The organism is Actinophytocola sp. (assembly GCF_045807065.1).
Lineage (GTDB): Bacteria > Actinomycetota > Actinomycetes > Mycobacteriales > Pseudonocardiaceae > Actinophytocola.
Genome location: NZ_JBJMIE010000777.1, coordinates 1 through 14,645, shown reverse-complemented (window position 1 = coordinate 14,645; position 14,645 = coordinate 1). Strand labels below are relative to the sequence as shown.

Here is a 14,645-nt window from a genome sequence, read left to right as displayed (position 1 = left end):
GCTGCCGAACGATAGTAACCGGGCCGACGGTTGACCCGGCAAGAACCGCGCTCTAGGTTCTCCTGGAGAACAAGCGTGCGGTCTACGAACACATGGGCACCGCTGCCCATTCCACGAGTGGACGGAGTTGCACCGATGCGACGACATCTCGCCGCGCTCCTGCTCGCGACCTCGATCATGGCAACCGCGTGTGGTTCGGACAACCCCGCCGCCACATCGACCCCCGGAAAGCCGGACAAGGTCACGGTCGGCGTGATACCGATCCTCGACGTCGCCCCCATTTACCTCGGCAAGGAAAGAGGTTTTTTCAAAGACCACAATATCGACCTGGAACTGAAGCAGGCCGAGGGCGGCGCGGCGATCGTGCCCGCGGTGGTGACCGGCCAGTACCAGTTCGGCTTCAGCAACACCGTGTCGCTGCTGCTCGCGCAGTCGGAGACGCTGCCGATCAAGGCCGTGGCCAACGGCGTCAACTCGACCGGTGAGGACGGCAAGGACTTCGCGGGGCTCTTCGTCCGCGGGGACAGTCCGATCAGGACACCCAGGGACCTGGAGGGCAAGAAGGTCGCGGCGAACACGCTGCAGAACGTGGTGGACACCAGCGTCCGCGCGTCGGTCCGCGAGGACGGCGGCGACCCGGAGAAGGTGAACTTCACCGTCCTGCCGTTCCCCGACCAGCCGGCGGCACTGCAGAACGGTCAGGTGGACGCGATCTTCGTGGTCGAGCCGTTCCAGCAGGCCGCGATCGCCCAGGGCGCGCGCAAGATCGCGTCGAGCTACGTCGACGTGGCGAAGGACCTGTGCGTCGCCCTGTACTTCACCTCCGAGGACCTGCTGGCGCAGAACCCCGACCTGGTCAAGCGGTTCACCGACGCCATGCAGGAGTCGCTGTCCTACGCGAACGACAACCCCGACGAGGCGCGGGAGATCATCGGCACGTACACGCAGATCTCACCGGACATCATCCGGAAGGTCACGCTCCCGAAGTGGCCGGCGGACATCAACAAGGGCTCCATCGAGAAGATCGCCAAGCTCGCCAAAGAGGACCAGACGATCACCAACCCCGTTGATGTGAACAAGCTCCTGCCGTGAGAGCGCTCTACGGACTGGCGGGCCTACTCGGTTTCGGCGTGCTGCTGGAGCTGGTACCCCGGCTCGGCCTGATCTCCCGCGACTACGCGCCGCCGACCAGCGACATCCTCGCGACACTGGCCAGGCAGTTCGGGCGCGGCGACTTCTGGGTCGCCGTGCTCGACACGCTCCGCACCTGGTTGCTGGGGCTGGTGATCGCGGTCGCGCTGGGTGTCGCCGTCGGCGTGCTCATCGGTTCCGTGCCGCTGCTGCGCGCCGCGACCGCGTCCACGATCGAGTTCCTGCGGCCGATCCCGTCGGTCGCGTTGATCCCGCTCGTCGTCGTCCTGCAGGGCCCCACGGTGGCGGCGACACTGGTCCTCGTGGTGTACGCGGCGTTCTGGCAGGTGCTGATCCAGGTCCTGGCCGGCGTCGCGGACGTCGACCCGGTCGCGAGCGACACGGCGCGGTCCTACCACCTGGGCCGCCTCGACCGGGTCCGCTTCCTCGTCTGGCCGACCGCGCTGCCCTACGCCGTCACGGGTGTGCGGCTCGCGGCGACCGTCGCGCTGATCCTGACCATCACCGGGGAGTTGGTGATCGGCTCCCCCGGGCTGGGCCAGGAGATCGCGAACGCGCGGTCGTCCGGCGCCGTGCCGGTGATGTACGCGTTGATCGTGGTCACCGGCTTGTTCGGGGTCGGGGCCAACGTGCTGACCAGAGCAGCGGAGCGCCGGGTGCTCGCCTGGCACCCGTCGATCCGCACGGAGGCGCCGGCGTGATGGTGTTGCGGAAGGTCGGTCTGGCCGTCGGGCTCCCCGTCGTGCTCGTCGTGGTCTGGTGGTTCGCGAGCGCCGGCAGCACGGACTTCTACTTCCCGCCGCTGTCGAAGATCGTCGGCGTCTTCCCGGACACGTGGTTCGGACCACGCATGGTCGACGACGTCCTGCCGAGCCTGCTCCGGCTCGCCGTCGGCTACCTGGCGGCGCTGGTCGCCGGCGTGGGCCTCGGGGTGCTGATCGGCGCGAACAGCGGGCTGCGCGCGGTGGTCGAACCACTGCTGGAGTTCCTGCGGGCGGTCCCGCCGCCGGTGCTCGTGCCGATCCTCATGCTGGTGGCCGGCATCGGCGACACCATGAAGATCCTGGTGATCATCTCCGGCTGCCTGTGGCCGATCCTGCTGAACACGGTCGAGGGCGTGCGCGCGGTCGACGAGGTGCTCGCGGACACGTGCCGCAGCTACCGGATCCGCGGGGGCCTGCGGGTGTGGCACCTGATGGTCCGCTCCGCCAGCCCGCGGATCGTCGCCGGGGCGCGGCAGGCCCTGTCGATCGGCATCATCCTCATGGTCATCAGCGAGATGTTCGCCGCGAGCAGCGGCCTGGGCTACACGGTGATCCAGTTCAAGGACGGCTTCCGCATCCCGCAGATGTGGACCGGGGTGATCCTGCTCGGCCTGCTCGGCGTGCTGCTGGCGATGCTGTTCCGGTTGGCCGAACGGCACGTGCTCGGCTGGTACCACGGCATCCGCGCCGCACAGAAGGAGCGGTGATGCTCACCGTCAAGGAGCTCAGCAAGACCTACGACACCAGGGGCCGCCGCGTCGAGGCGATCGGCGAGGTGACGTTCTCGGTGGCGGACGGCGAGTTCGTGTGCGTCGTCGGGCCGTCCGGTTGCGGCAAGACCACGCTCCTGCGGTGCGTCGCCGGCCTGCTGCCGCCGACCTCGGGCGAGGTGCATGTCGAGGGCAGGCGGGTGACCGGTCCGCCGGACGGGCTCGCCGTGGTGTTCCAGGAGTACGGCCGCAGCCTGTTCCCGTGGCTGCGCGTGTCCGACAACGTCGGCCTGCCGCTGCGGGCGGCCGGCCTGCCGAAGGCGGAGCGCACCGGGCTGGTCGCCGAGGCGCTCGACTCCGTCGGCCTCGGCGACGCGCACAGCGCGTACCCGTGGCAGCTGTCCGGCGGCATGCAGCAACGCGTCGCCATCGCGCGCGCGATCGCCTACCAGCCACGGGTCCTGCTGATGGACGAGCCGTTCGCGGCCGTCGACGCGCAGACCCGCGCGGATCTCGAGGACCTGATCCGGTCGGTGTGGCAGCGCCTCGGGGTGACGCTCGTCTTCGTCACGCACGACATCGACGAGTCCGTCTATCTTGGACAGCGTGTGCTCATGTTGACGTCGTCGCCGACCACGGTCGCCGAGGACCTGACGATCGACCTCCCCGCCGAGCGCGACCAGCTCGGCACCAGGGGCGACCCCCGGTTCACCGAGCTGCGTGGCCGGGTGTACGCCCAGATCCAGAAAGCCAAGCAGGAGCGGCCATGACGGCGTTACTCGACCCCGGCACCTTCAACGGAACCGTCTACAGCGGCGGGTGGACCGTCCCGAGCGGCGGCAGCAGGGCGATCATCGAGCCCGCGACCGGCGCGGAGCTCGGCCGCACCGGCCTGGCCGACGAGTCCGACGTGGACAAGGCGGCCGCTGGCGCCGCCGCGGCCCAGCGGGACTGGGCCGCCGCGTCGTTCGAGGAGCGCGCGGGGGTGCTGCGCCGGGCCGGCACGCTGGTCGAGCAGCACTTCGAGGAGATCAAGACCTGGGTGATCCGGGAGACCGGCGCGGTGGTGGGCGCGGCGGAGTTCTTCGTCGGCGTCGCCGCCCAGGAGTGCTACGAGGCCGCCGCGCTCGCGTCCCAGCCGCCCGGCCAGCTCCTGCCCACCAACCAGCCCCGGCTGTCGATGCTGAAGCGCGTCCCGGCGGGTGTGGTCGGCGTCATCTCGCCGTTCAACGTGCCGCTGATCCTGTCGATCCGCTCGGTCGCACCGGCACTCGCGCTGGGCAACGCGGTCGTGCTCAAACCCGACCCGCGCACCCCCGTCAGCGGCGGCTTCGCGATCGCGCGCGTGTTCGCCGAGGCGGGTCTGCCGGACGGGCTGCTGCACGTCCTCCCCGGCGGCCCCGAGGCGGGCAGCGCGCTGGTCGCCGATCCACACGTGCGGGTCATCTCGTTCACCGGCTCGACGGCCGCGGGGCGCAAGGTCGGCGAGCTGGCGGCCAGGCACCTGAAGCGCGCACATCTGGAGCTGGGTGGCAACTCGGCGCTGATCGTCCTGGACGACGTCGACGTCGAGCGCGCGGTGTCGGCGGGCGCGTGGGGCTCCTTCCTGCACCAGGGCCAGATCTGCATGACCACCGGCCGCCACCTCGTGCACGAGCGCGTCGCGGACTCCTATGTGGAGGCACCGGCCGAGCACGCCGGCCACCTGCCGGTCGGCAACCCCCACACCGACCAGGTCGCGCTCGGTCCGCTGATCGACGAGGGCCAGCTGAACAAGGTCCACGGACTCGTGAGGTCCACCGTGGACGCCGGCGCGCGGCTCGCGTCCGGCGGCACGTACGAGGGTCTGTTCTACCGGCCGACGGTGCTCGACGCCGTCGGCACCGACATGCCGGCCTACGCCAACGAGGTGTTCGGCCCGGTGGCACCCGTCGTGCGGTTCTCCAGTGAGGAGGAGGCGGCCGCGCTCGCCTCGGCCAGCGAGTACGGCCTGTCCCTGTCGATCCTCACCGGCGACGCCATGCGCGGGCTCGCACTCGCCGAGCGCATCCCGACCGGGATCGCCCACATCAACGACCAGACGGTGAACGACGAGGCGGTCGCGCCCTTCGGCGGCGTGGCCGCGTCGGGCACCGGCGCCCGCTTCGGCGGACTGTCCAACATGGACGCCTTCACCGAGACCCGGTGGATCACCGTGCGTGGTGAGATACCTCAATACCCGTTCTAGGAGTTTCGATGACGCTACCGCCCTTCCGCGCCGACCACGTCGGCAGCCTGTTGCGGCCCGCCGCGCTGCTGACCGCACGCGAGGACCGCCGAGAAGGTCGCATCTCGCCCGAGGAGCTGCGCGCGGTCGAGGACGAGGCCATCCGCCAGGTGGTCGCCATGCAGGCCGAGGTGGGCCTGAAGTCGGCCACGGACGGCGAGTTCCGGCGGACGTCCTGGCACATGGACTTCATCTACCAGCTCGGCGGCATCTCCTCCGCACCCGACGACGCGATCAAGGTCCGGTTCGAGAACCCGGACGGCGTCATCGAGTTCACCACCGCCGCCCTGCACGTGGACGGTCCGGTCCGCCTGCGGAAGACAATCTTCGCGGACGACTTCACGTACCTGAGGAGCGTCGCCAGCTCGGCGATCACGCCGAAGCTGACGATCCCGTCGCCGAGCATGGTCCACTACCGGGGCGGCCCGGCGGCGCTCGACCCGAGCGTCTACCCCGACGAGGAACAGTTCTGGACGGACCTGTCTGCGGCGTACAAGGCGCAGGTGCAGGCCGTCCACGAGCTGGGCTGCCGGTACCTGCAGCTGGACGACACCAGCCTCGCGTACCTCAACGACCCGACACAGCGGGCCGAGCTGACCGCGCGCGGCGACGACGCCGAGCACCAGCACCTGCGGTACATCAAGCAGATCAACGCCGCCATCGCCGACCGGCCGTCGGATCTGCGGGTGACCACGCACATGTGCCGGGGCAACTTCAAGTCGTCCTGGGCCGCGGCCGGCGGCTACGACTTCGTGGCCGAGGCCCTGTTCTCGGAGCTGGCGGTCGACGGCTTCTTCCTGGAGTACGACGACGAGCGCTCCGGCGGCTTCGCGCCACTGCGGTTCGTGCCGAAGGGCAAGCGGGTGGTGCTGGGCCTGGTGACCACCAAGCGCGGTGAGCTGGAGTCGAAGGACGTGCTCAAGCGGCGCATCGAGGAGGCGTCCAAGTACGTCCCGCTCGACCAGCTGTGCCTGTCCCCGCAGTGCGGCTTCTCCTCGACCGTCGACGGCAACTCGCTGACCTACGACGAACAGGTGGCCAAGCTGGCGCTGATCGTGGAGACCGCCGCGGAAGTCTGGGGCGACTAGGGTCTGTTTCTCGCCGGAACGCAACCCACGCATGAATTCCGGGGAGGCGGGCTAGCACGATCGTGCTAGTCTTCGCCCATGAGCAAGGGCGCGGAGACGCGCGAGGCGATCCTGGAGACCGCGAGCCGCCTGGCCCGCACCGTCGGGCTGGGCGGCATGACGATCGGCACGCTCGCCGCGAGCGCCGAGCTGTCGAAGAGTGGGCTGTACGCGCACTTCAGGTCCAAGGAGTCGCTGCAGCTGTCGGTCCTGGAGCACACGCGGGCGCGGTTCGTCGCAGAGGTGCTGGCGCCGTCGCTGTCCGCGCCGCGTGGCGAGCCGCGTGTGCGTGCCCTGTTCGAGAACTGGCTGAGCTGGGACGGCAAGGAAGGCGGCTGCCTGTTCGTCGCGGCCTCCAGCGAGCTGGACGACCAGCCGGGCCCGGTCCGCGACTACCTGGTGCAGGTCCAGCAGGACTGGCTGGACTCGTTGGCCGAGGTCTTCCGCACCGGCGTCGCCGAGGGCCACTTCCGCCTCGACGCCGACCCCGAGCAGTTCGCCTTCGAGGAGGACGGCATCATGCTGTCCCACCACATGTCGAGCCGCCTGCTCAGCGACTCACTGTCGGCCGACAGGGCCTGCCGCGCCTTCGAGCACCTGCTGGACAGGGCGCGGATCCACTAGATCGAAGCCCAGGGAGGGCTCTATATGTCTTCGCAAAAAAGCACGATCGATCGTTTTATTAATGCCACTCGATCAACAGCCGTCCGGGCGGCTTTCGGCACGCTCGAACGCTTCGCCCCCGGCCTCGGTGTCCGCTGGGCGACCAACCTCTGGCTCACCATCCCCCGGTTCAACGGCCGCGCCCGCTCGGCGGTCCCACCCGGCACGCCGTTCACCACCACCTGGCGGAACCGCCGGATCAGAGGGACCGCCTGGGGTGCCGGCCCGGTCGTCTACCTCGTCCACGGGTGGGGTGGCGCGAGCGCGCAGCTCCTCCCCTTCGTCGGCCCGCTGGTCGCGAGCGGCCACCGGGTCGTCACGTTCGACGCGCCGAGCCACGGCGCGTCCGACCCCGGCGAGCTGGGCCCGCGCCGCACCACGATCCCCGAGATGGCGAGGTCGCTCACCGCGGTCGTGCGGGAACACGGCCAGCCCCACGCCGTCATCGCGCACTCGGCCGGTGCGTCGTCGACGTTCCACGCCCTGCGCGACGGCCTGCGCCCGGCGCGGCTCGCCTTCCTCGCCCCCATGGCGCAACCCGACGAGCTGACGATGGTCTTCGCCGCCACCCTCGGGTTCGGCGAACGCATCCGCACCGGCATGGCGCGCCGGGTCGGTGAGATCGCCGGCACTCCCTGGGAGGACTTCGACATGCCGAGGATGGTCACCCGCATCGCCCCGCCGCCACTGCTCACCATCCACGACCCGGCCGACCGCGAGACCCGCTACGCGGACAGCGTCGCCCTCGCCAAGACGTGGCCGGACGCCGAACTGGTGACCGCCGAAGGCCTCGGCCACTGGCGGCTCCTGCGCGACCCCGCCACGGTCGCGCGCGCCGTCGAGTTCGTCACCGCCCCGGTGGACGAGCGGAAAGCGCGTTACCGCGCGAGCTGATCCGGCCCTGCCAGGTACCGCGCGACCGCGGCGGGCGGCCCGGCCGAGAAGGTGGCGTACGGCGTGTCGCCCCGCGTCACCATGTCGAGGGTGCCGGGCTCACTCGCGAAGGCGCACGAGAGGAGGGTGGCTTCGTCGTCGAACGAGGCGACCGACCAGGTCGCGCTCGGGCCAGGACCTTGTGGCGGACCTCCGCCGGCACGCGGTCGGGCGACGGGCTCTCCGGCATCAGGTCCCTGTCTCACAGGCGGTGCAACCGGGCCGCGTTGCCGTAGCCGATGCCGAGCGCGAGCCGTTCGGCGTCGGCGGCGGTGAGCACGTCGTCGGCGAGCCAGGAGTCGATGAGCTTGCCGAGGTAGTAGCGCCACAGCGCCGAGCCGAGGAAGTGCAGCTCCGGCAACACGTTCCCGTCGGAGGAGTACAGCACCGCGTCGAACGGCGCCAGCTCCAGCGCCTCGGCGAGCACCGCCCCGGCGCGCGGCCCGACGAACGGGATCGTCAGCCCGAGGTCGACGTACACGTGCTCGAACACGTGCGCGAGGTAGGCGGCGTTGCGGTGGAACGGGTAGCAGTGCAGCAGCACGGTCGTGACCGGGACGGCACGCAGGAAGTCGGTGAGGCACAACGGATCCACTGAGGACAGTGTGAGCTCCGCGTCTCCGAACCCCGTGTGGAACTGCAGCGGCAGCCCGCGCTCGTACGCCGTCCGGGCGGCGTCGTGCACCAGCCAGGTCAGCAGGACCGGGTCGGTGAGCCGGCTCTCCTTGCCGCGCAACCACTTTCCGGCCGCCTGGACGACCATCTCCTTGGCCGGCGGGGCCGCGGGCAGCCGCAGCCCCATCCGGTAGGCGACCACCGACTTGAAGGCGACCGCGGGCACCTGTTGGAGCTGCTGGCGGATCCCGTTGAGCAGCGCCTGCGGCGAGGCCGCGGTGAGCGCCAACGTCTCGGCGACCGTCTCGATCCGGACCACCTCGTGCCCCGTCCCGCCGCCGAGGTCCGCGAGGAAGCTCGGCGTGGTCACCGGCCCCGGCGCGTAGCCGGTGTCGACGAACCAGTGCCGCACGCCGGCCGCGGCCAGCAGCCTCCTGGACACCTCGTGCCAGCCCAGCTCGGACCGCCGCCACAGGTACTCCTCGGCGGGCGCGTGCGGCTCCATGCCGAGCACGGGCGCGCACCAGCGCCGCACGGACAGGCCCAGCAGCGAACGAAAGGGATGCCGCCGGGCGCTCTTGGCCTCGGACAGCCATTGCCGGACGTCGACATCGACCGTCGCCACCCCGTGGCAGTGCTGATCGACGAGGGGCACGGCATCGGCGACGCCCAAAGCTCCACTCCGTCCGTCGTGTCGCTCCACTCCCCGGCGCCGAAGTCCTGCCAGCGCCAGCGGACGGCTGAGGTTAGCGCCACCGGATCCGGCGCCGAACAGCGCGCCGCCTTTGCCCACTCGACCACCGGGCCGGGGATCGCCGTGCCGCCGAGGCACTCGATCTAGGCCTCGACCCGGCCGCGTCCTGTCCTGTCATCGACCGGCCACAGCCCGTGGCCCCTGCGCCGCGCCGACCCCGGTCAGGTCACGTCCTGGGGCGCCCAGCCCAGCTCGCGGCGCGCCTTGGCCAGGCTCATCATCTTCCCGGTGCCGTCGCCGCTGATCGCGTACACGTCGAACCCGTGGCCGCGCCGGTGCAGCGCCGCGTCGATCGCCGACGCCGTGTCCCGGCCGGAGGTGCTGATCGCTCGCTGGCGTGGCCGCTCGTTCCTCGGCCATTCCTCGTCCGGCATCGGGAAGCACAGGCGCAGGCACACCGCGTCGATGCCGTGCTCGGCCGTGGCCGTGCGGCACACCTCCTCGCCGAGCCGCTTGGCCAGCCCGTAGAAGTCCGTCGCGTCCGGCGGAACCGACTCGTCGGGGAAGGTGAAGATCTCGGCGTCCGGGTAGCGGTAGACCGACATGCTGCTGGTGTAGATGACGTGCCGCACGCCGGCGCGCACCGCGCCCTTCACCGCCAGGTACAGGCCCGACACCGAGACGTCGAAGTGCTGGTACGCGGTCTCCGGGCTCCCCCAGTCCCGCGTCGGCCCCTTCGCCATGAAGACCAGCGAGTCCATTCCGGACGCCAGGGACGCCACCAGGTCCACGTCGCGCAGGTCCCCGGTGTGGTAGTCCACCCCGGACACCGGGTTGTCCGGCTCCGTGAGGTCCAGCACCCGTATCTCGTGCGCCCGCGCCAACACCGGCACCACGAACGACCCGACGTGACCGCAACCACCGATCACCAGCAACCGCACGGCATCCTCCTTTACACCTTCACGTGGGCGTCACGCCCGGCACGCAACCCGGTCAGCGCGTGCATGCCCGCGACCCCCGCCAGTACCGCCAGCGGCACCCGCCACCCGCCGGTGGCGTCGTGCAGCACGCCGAACAGCGTCGGGCCCACCGCCGCGACGAGGTACCCGATCGACTGCCCCATGCCGGACAGCGCCGCGGCCGACCGGGGATCCGCGGCCCGCAGGCTGAGGAACGCGAGCGCGAGGAAGAACACGGAGCCGGCGCCGACGCCCGCGACCAGCACCCACACGACCGCGAGCCCGGGCGCGAACAGCAACCCGAGGTGCCCGAGCATGGCCAGCACCGCCGAGACGGCCGCCACCGCCCGCTGGTCGGGAAGACGGCTGAGCACGACCGGCAGGACGAGGCTCATCACGACGCCGATGATCTGGTAGGCGAACAGCAGCCAGCCGGCGGTGGTCTCGCTCGTGCCGTTGCTGTGCAGAACGGACGGGTACCAGGCCAGCACGGTGTAGAACCCGGTCGCCGACAGGGCCATGAACGCCGCGCACTCCCACGCGAGCAGCGACCGCCACGGGGTCGACACCTTCGCGGTGTCGGCCGGGACCGCCGCCCGCCGCCGACGGGTGAGCCGGGGTGTCCACACCGCGAGCGCGACCAGCACCAGGCCGGCCCAGCAGCCGAGCGACGTGCGCCAGCCGCCCGGCAACGCGCCGGCCAGCGGCACCGCCACCCCGGCCGCGGTGGACGCGACGATGCCGATGACCGCCGTGTACACGCCGGTGACAGCGCTCACCCGGTCGGGGAAGTCCCGCTTGATCAGGCTGGGCAGCAACACGTTGCCGACGGCGATCGCGGCGCCGAGCAGCACGGTGCCCACCCAGAGCATTCCGGCGACGGGCACCGACCGCAGCACGATGCCGACGGCGAGCACGACGAGCGCCAGCCACAGCGCCTGGTCGGTGCCGAGGCGGCGCGCGAGCCGGGGCACCTGGGGTGAGACGGCGGCGAAGATGAGCAGCGGGAGGGTGCCGATGAACCCCACCTCGCCCGAGGTGAGCCCGAGATCGCCGCGGATGGTCTCGGCCAGCGGTCCGACGGAGGTGAGCGCCGCACGCAGGTTGGCCGCGATCAGCAGGAACCCGGCGATCATCAGGACGCTACGGGCTGTCGCCTCGTTAGCCGTCCTCACGATCGCCACGGTGGTCAACCTCTCACACGCCGAACAGGGCCGGCAATGATGTTATGTCCGGATGCGGTGGATCGAACTACAGAACGCAGTCAACGTGCGAGACGTCGGCGGCCTGCCCGTCGGCGGCGGTGGGTGGACGAGGCCAGGGCAGCTGGTGCGCTCGGACAACCTGCAGGACCTGTCCCCGGCGGACGTGACCCGCCTGGTCGAGGAGATAGGCGTCACGACCGTCATCGACCTGAGGAGCGCCAGCGAGGTCGAGTCGGAGGGACCCGGCCCACTCAGGGCGCGTGCGTCCGTGCGCCACCTACACCTGTCGCTCCTGCCGGAGGCCGGCGCCATGACCGACGTGGCCAAGGACGCACTGGCCGTGAACCGCGAGCGCGCGATCCAGCGCGACCCGGGCGACGTGGCGGGGGCCTTCTACATCGGCTACCTGGAGGACCGCCCGGACAGCGTGGTGAACGCCCTGCGGGCGATAGCCGACGCCCCGGGTGCCGCCCTGGTCCACTGCGCGGCGGGCAAGGACCGAACGGGCGTGGTGATCGCCCTGACCCTGCTGGCGGTGGGCGTCCCCCGCGAGGAGGTGGTAGCCGACTACGTCGCCACGGGCGAACGCATCGAACAGATCCTGGACCGCCTCCGCGCGTCGCCGACGTACGCGGGGGACATCGACAACATCCCGCCCCACGAACACGACCCCCGTCCGGAGATCATGGAACGTTTCCTCGCCCGCCTGGACGACGAGCACGGCGGTCCCCTGGCCTGGCTCGCCGCCCACGGCTTCACCGAGGCCGATGTCGACCACCTCAAGGCGAAGCTGCTGGCGGGGTGAGTTGGCCGGACCACCGGCCGGCCCGCAGACTGGACCCATGACTGGACCCACGACTGGAGCAGTGCGCGACGGGCGGTCCGTGCTCGTCACCGGCGGCACCGGCGGTCTCGGCACCGCGGTGACGGAGGCGTTCGTCCGGGCGGGGTGGCGGACCGTGGTCCCCTATCGGTCCAAGCCACCGGCGGGGGTCGTCGCGGTCGAGGCCGATCTGGCCGAGCCCGCGTCCGTTGCCGAGGTGGCCGCGGTGGCCGCCGCGGTACCGGACGCCCCGCTGCGGGCGGTGGTGAACCTCGTCGGGGGGTTCGCCATGGGTGGGCGGGTGCACGAGACGCCGGTCGACCAGTTCGAGGACCAGTTTCGGACCAACCTGCGGCCCACGTACCTCGTGTGCGCGGCCACCATCCCCCACCTCATCGCCGCGGGTGGGGGGTCGGTGGTGTGCCTGTCGTCGCGGGCCGCGGTCAGTCCGTTCTCCGGTGCCGCCGGGTACATCACCTCGAAGGCGGCCGTGCTCGCGTTCGTCGACGCCCTGGTCGCCGAGTACGAACACGACGGCGTCCGCGTCAACGCGGTCCTGCCCGGCGTGATCGACACCCCGGCCAACCGCGTGAGCATGCCGAACGCCGACCGCGCGGGCTGGGTCGCGCCGGCCGACATCGCGAAGACCATCCTCTTCCTCGCCGGCGACGAGTCGAGCCCCGTCAACGGCGCGCGGATCCCGGTGCACCACCGCGGGCCCGAGCGCCACGAGCCATGAACGGGGGCGAGCGCGGGCGGTGGGACGGGTGAGCCGGCCGCGGACTTGCGCTGGAGCGCGCTCCAGCTTCTAGGCTGACCGGTGTGAAGATCGGAGTGCACCAGATCGCGTTCACCGTTCCCGAGGGCGCCGCCGGCATCGCGGCGGAGCTCGTCCGGCTGGCGGGCGCCGTCGAGGAGGCCGGGGTCACCCACCTGTCGGTGATGGACCACTACTTCCAGATGGAACAGATGTTCCCGGCCACCGACCCCATGCTGGAGGGCTACACCACCCTCGGCTTCCTCGCCGCGCACACCAGGACCGTCCGCCTCGGGCTCCTGGTCACCGGCGTCACCTACCGCCACCCCGGCCTGCTCGCCAAGATCGTCTCCACCCTGGACGTGCTGTCCGGCGGCCGCGGCGAGCTCGGCATCGGCGCCGCCTGGTACGAGCGGGAGCACCGCGGCCTCGGCGTCCCGTACCCGGCGACGGCCGAGCGATTCGAGCGCCTGGAGGAGACCCTCCAGATCTGCCGCCAGATGTGGGACCAGGACAACGACGGTCCGTACGAGGGCAAGCACTACCAGCTGGCCGAGACGCTCTGCCACCCGGCGCCGATCTCGAAGCCGCCCATCCTCATCGGCGGCGGTGGGGAGAAGAAGACGCTGCGCCTGGTCGCGAAGTACGCCGACACCTGCAACCTCTTCGGCACCTCGCCGGAGGAGGTCGCGCACAAGCTGGGCGTGCTGCGCCGCCACTGCGACGACGTCGGCCGCGACTACGACGAGATCGAGAAGACCGCCAACCTCACCGGCCCGGTCACCGACACGACGGCCGGCGACCTGGAGGCCTACGCCAAGCTCGGCATCACGACGATGATCGTGATGCCGCCCGGCGACGCCCCCGCCAGGTACGTCACCGAGCGGGTCGCGCCGCTGGCGTCGCGGGTCGCCGAGCTCTGATCGCACCCGAAACCTCAGGGTCAGTTCAGGGTTGGAACCGGATGTCCCGGGGAGTGGCGCACCAATACAGTCCGTGATGTGCCACTCATCGAGACCACGGCGCTGGAGAAGCGCTACGACAACAAGGTGACCGCGCTCGCGGACCTCACCTTCGCGATCGAACCTGGGGTAGTCGGCCTCGTCGGGGTCAACGGGGCCGGCAAGAGCACGCTCATCAAGCTCGCGCTGGGGTTGCTCGCACCGACCGGCGGCCAGATCCGCGTTCTCGGCCTGGACCCGATCGCCGACGGCGACCGGGTCCGCGCCCGCGTCGGCTACATGCCCGAGCACGACTGCCTGCCACCCGACATGATCGCCGCCGAGTTCGTGACGCACATGGCGCGCGTCAGCGGCCTGCCCAGGGCGATGGCCCGCGAAAGAGCGTCGGAAACGTTGCGGCACGTGGGTTTGTACGAGGAACGGTACCGCCGCATCGGCGGCTACTCGACCGGTATGAAGCAGCGGGTCAAGCTCGCGCAGGCCCTCGTGCACGACCCGGAGCTGCTCCTGCTCGACGAGCCGACGAACGGGCTCGACCCGGCCGGCCGGCGCGCGATGCTGGACCTCATCCACCGCATCGGCAACGACTTCGGCATCTCGGTCGTCGTCTGCTCGCACCTGCTGGGCGAGATCGAACGCATCTGCACGTCCCTGGTCGCGATCGACGCGGGCCGGCTCCTGCGCTCGGCGACGCTCGACTCCATGACCCAGGCGCGTGACCTGCTGATGGTCGAGGTCGACGAGAACGCGGAGGCGCTCACCGCCGCGCTGGCCCAGCAGGGCCTCGAGGTTCGCCAGGACAAGCGCGCCCTGCTGGTGCGGATGGATGACGAGGACGTCTACGACCGCATCCGCGACACGATCGCCGACCTCGACCTGTCCCTGCACCGGCTGGAGCGCCAGCGCCACCAGGTGGCCGACCTGTTCCGCGACCTGCCCGAGGGGGCCGAGAATGTCCACGCCTAACACCGGCGTCATCCACGACATCGGCTACCAGCGCTACGAAGGCCCGCGC

The 14,645-nt window shown here is 71.0% G+C and carries 15 protein-coding genes; 12 read left to right on the top strand and 3 right to left on the bottom strand.

Going from position 1 to position 14,645, the window contains the following annotated elements; all coding sequences use genetic code 11:
* Positions 1–135 precede the first annotated feature (135 nt).
* From ACJ73U_RS45340 to ACJ73U_RS45305, 8 genes are all read left to right on the top strand, one after another.
* Positions 136–1,092, top strand: a complete 957-nt coding sequence (locus ACJ73U_RS45340) for an ABC transporter substrate-binding protein (protein ID WP_407783996.1) — start codon at positions 136–138, stop codon at positions 1,090–1,092.
* Positions 1,089–1,853, top strand: coding sequence for an ABC transporter permease (locus ACJ73U_RS45335; RefSeq protein WP_407783995.1), 765 nt, complete (start codon positions 1,089–1,091; stop codon positions 1,851–1,853). Before ACJ73U_RS45340 ends, ACJ73U_RS45335 begins: the two co-directional genes overlap by 4 nt.
* Complete coding sequence (locus ACJ73U_RS45330; RefSeq protein WP_407783997.1) at positions 1,853–2,623, top strand: ABC transporter permease; 771 nt, start codon at positions 1,853–1,855, stop codon at positions 2,621–2,623. The genes ACJ73U_RS45335 and ACJ73U_RS45330 overlap by 1 nt, the downstream gene beginning before the upstream one ends.
* Complete coding sequence (locus ACJ73U_RS45325) at positions 2,623–3,396, top strand: ABC transporter ATP-binding protein (protein ID WP_407783994.1); 774 nt, start codon at positions 2,623–2,625, stop codon at positions 3,394–3,396. The genes ACJ73U_RS45330 and ACJ73U_RS45325 overlap by 1 nt, the downstream gene beginning before the upstream one ends.
* Positions 3,393–4,853: a benzaldehyde dehydrogenase gene (locus ACJ73U_RS45320; RefSeq protein WP_407783993.1), complete on the top strand. Its 1,461-nt coding sequence runs from the start codon at positions 3,393–3,395 to the stop codon at positions 4,851–4,853. Before ACJ73U_RS45325 ends, ACJ73U_RS45320 begins: the two co-directional genes overlap by 4 nt.
* 8 nt (positions 4,854–4,861) lie before the next feature.
* On the top strand, positions 4,862–5,980 hold the full coding sequence (locus ACJ73U_RS45315) for a 5-methyltetrahydropteroyltriglutamate--homocysteine S-methyltransferase (protein ID WP_407783992.1): 1,119 nt from the start codon (positions 4,862–4,864) through the stop codon (positions 5,978–5,980).
* Between the two features lie 78 nt (positions 5,981–6,058).
* Positions 6,059–6,643, top strand: a complete 585-nt coding sequence (locus ACJ73U_RS45310; protein WP_407783991.1) for a TetR/AcrR family transcriptional regulator — start codon at positions 6,059–6,061, stop codon at positions 6,641–6,643.
* Between the two features lie 24 nt (positions 6,644–6,667).
* Positions 6,668–7,576 carry an alpha/beta fold hydrolase gene (locus ACJ73U_RS45305; protein WP_407783990.1) on the top strand — a complete coding sequence of 303 codons (909 nt, stop codon included), beginning with the start codon at positions 6,668–6,670 and terminating at the stop codon, positions 7,574–7,576.
* Between the two features lie 241 nt (positions 7,577–7,817).
* Here ACJ73U_RS45305 and ACJ73U_RS45300 read toward each other — a convergent pair whose 3' ends face one another.
* The 3 genes from ACJ73U_RS45300 to ACJ73U_RS45290 form a co-directional block, all read right to left on the bottom strand.
* On the bottom strand, positions 7,818–8,903 hold the full coding sequence (locus ACJ73U_RS45300; RefSeq protein ID WP_407783989.1) for an amidohydrolase family protein: 1,086 nt from the start codon (positions 8,901–8,903) through the stop codon (positions 7,818–7,820).
* A gap of 242 nt (positions 8,904–9,145) precedes the next feature.
* On the bottom strand, positions 9,146–9,865 hold the full coding sequence (locus ACJ73U_RS45295; RefSeq protein ID WP_407783988.1) for an NAD-dependent epimerase/dehydratase family protein: 720 nt from the start codon (positions 9,863–9,865) through the stop codon (positions 9,146–9,148).
* Positions 9,866–9,876: 11 nt separating this feature from the next.
* The gene (locus ACJ73U_RS45290) at positions 9,877–11,058 is read right to left on the bottom strand and encodes a CynX/NimT family MFS transporter (protein WP_407783987.1); all 1,182 of its coding nucleotides are present in this window, start codon (positions 11,056–11,058) and stop codon (positions 9,877–9,879) included.
* A 61-nt stretch (positions 11,059–11,119) separates the two neighbouring features.
* Between ACJ73U_RS45290 and ACJ73U_RS45285 the strand changes: the two genes are divergently transcribed.
* From ACJ73U_RS45285 to ACJ73U_RS45270, 4 genes are all read left to right on the top strand, one after another.
* Positions 11,120–11,893 carry a tyrosine-protein phosphatase gene (locus ACJ73U_RS45285; RefSeq protein ID WP_407783986.1) on the top strand — a complete coding sequence of 258 codons (774 nt, stop codon included), beginning with the start codon at positions 11,120–11,122 and terminating at the stop codon, positions 11,891–11,893.
* A 37-nt stretch (positions 11,894–11,930) separates the two neighbouring features.
* Positions 11,931–12,650 carry an SDR family NAD(P)-dependent oxidoreductase gene (locus ACJ73U_RS45280; protein ID WP_407783985.1) on the top strand — a complete coding sequence of 240 codons (720 nt, stop codon included), beginning with the start codon at positions 11,931–11,933 and terminating at the stop codon, positions 12,648–12,650.
* A gap of 83 nt (positions 12,651–12,733) precedes the next feature.
* Positions 12,734–13,591 carry an LLM class F420-dependent oxidoreductase gene (locus ACJ73U_RS45275; RefSeq protein WP_407783984.1) on the top strand — a complete coding sequence of 286 codons (858 nt, stop codon included), beginning with the start codon at positions 12,734–12,736 and terminating at the stop codon, positions 13,589–13,591.
* Positions 13,592–13,669: 78 nt separating this feature from the next.
* Positions 13,670–14,596: an ABC transporter ATP-binding protein gene (locus ACJ73U_RS45270; protein WP_407783983.1), complete on the top strand. Its 927-nt coding sequence runs from the start codon at positions 13,670–13,672 to the stop codon at positions 14,594–14,596.
* Positions 14,597–14,645: the final 49 nt, after the last annotated feature.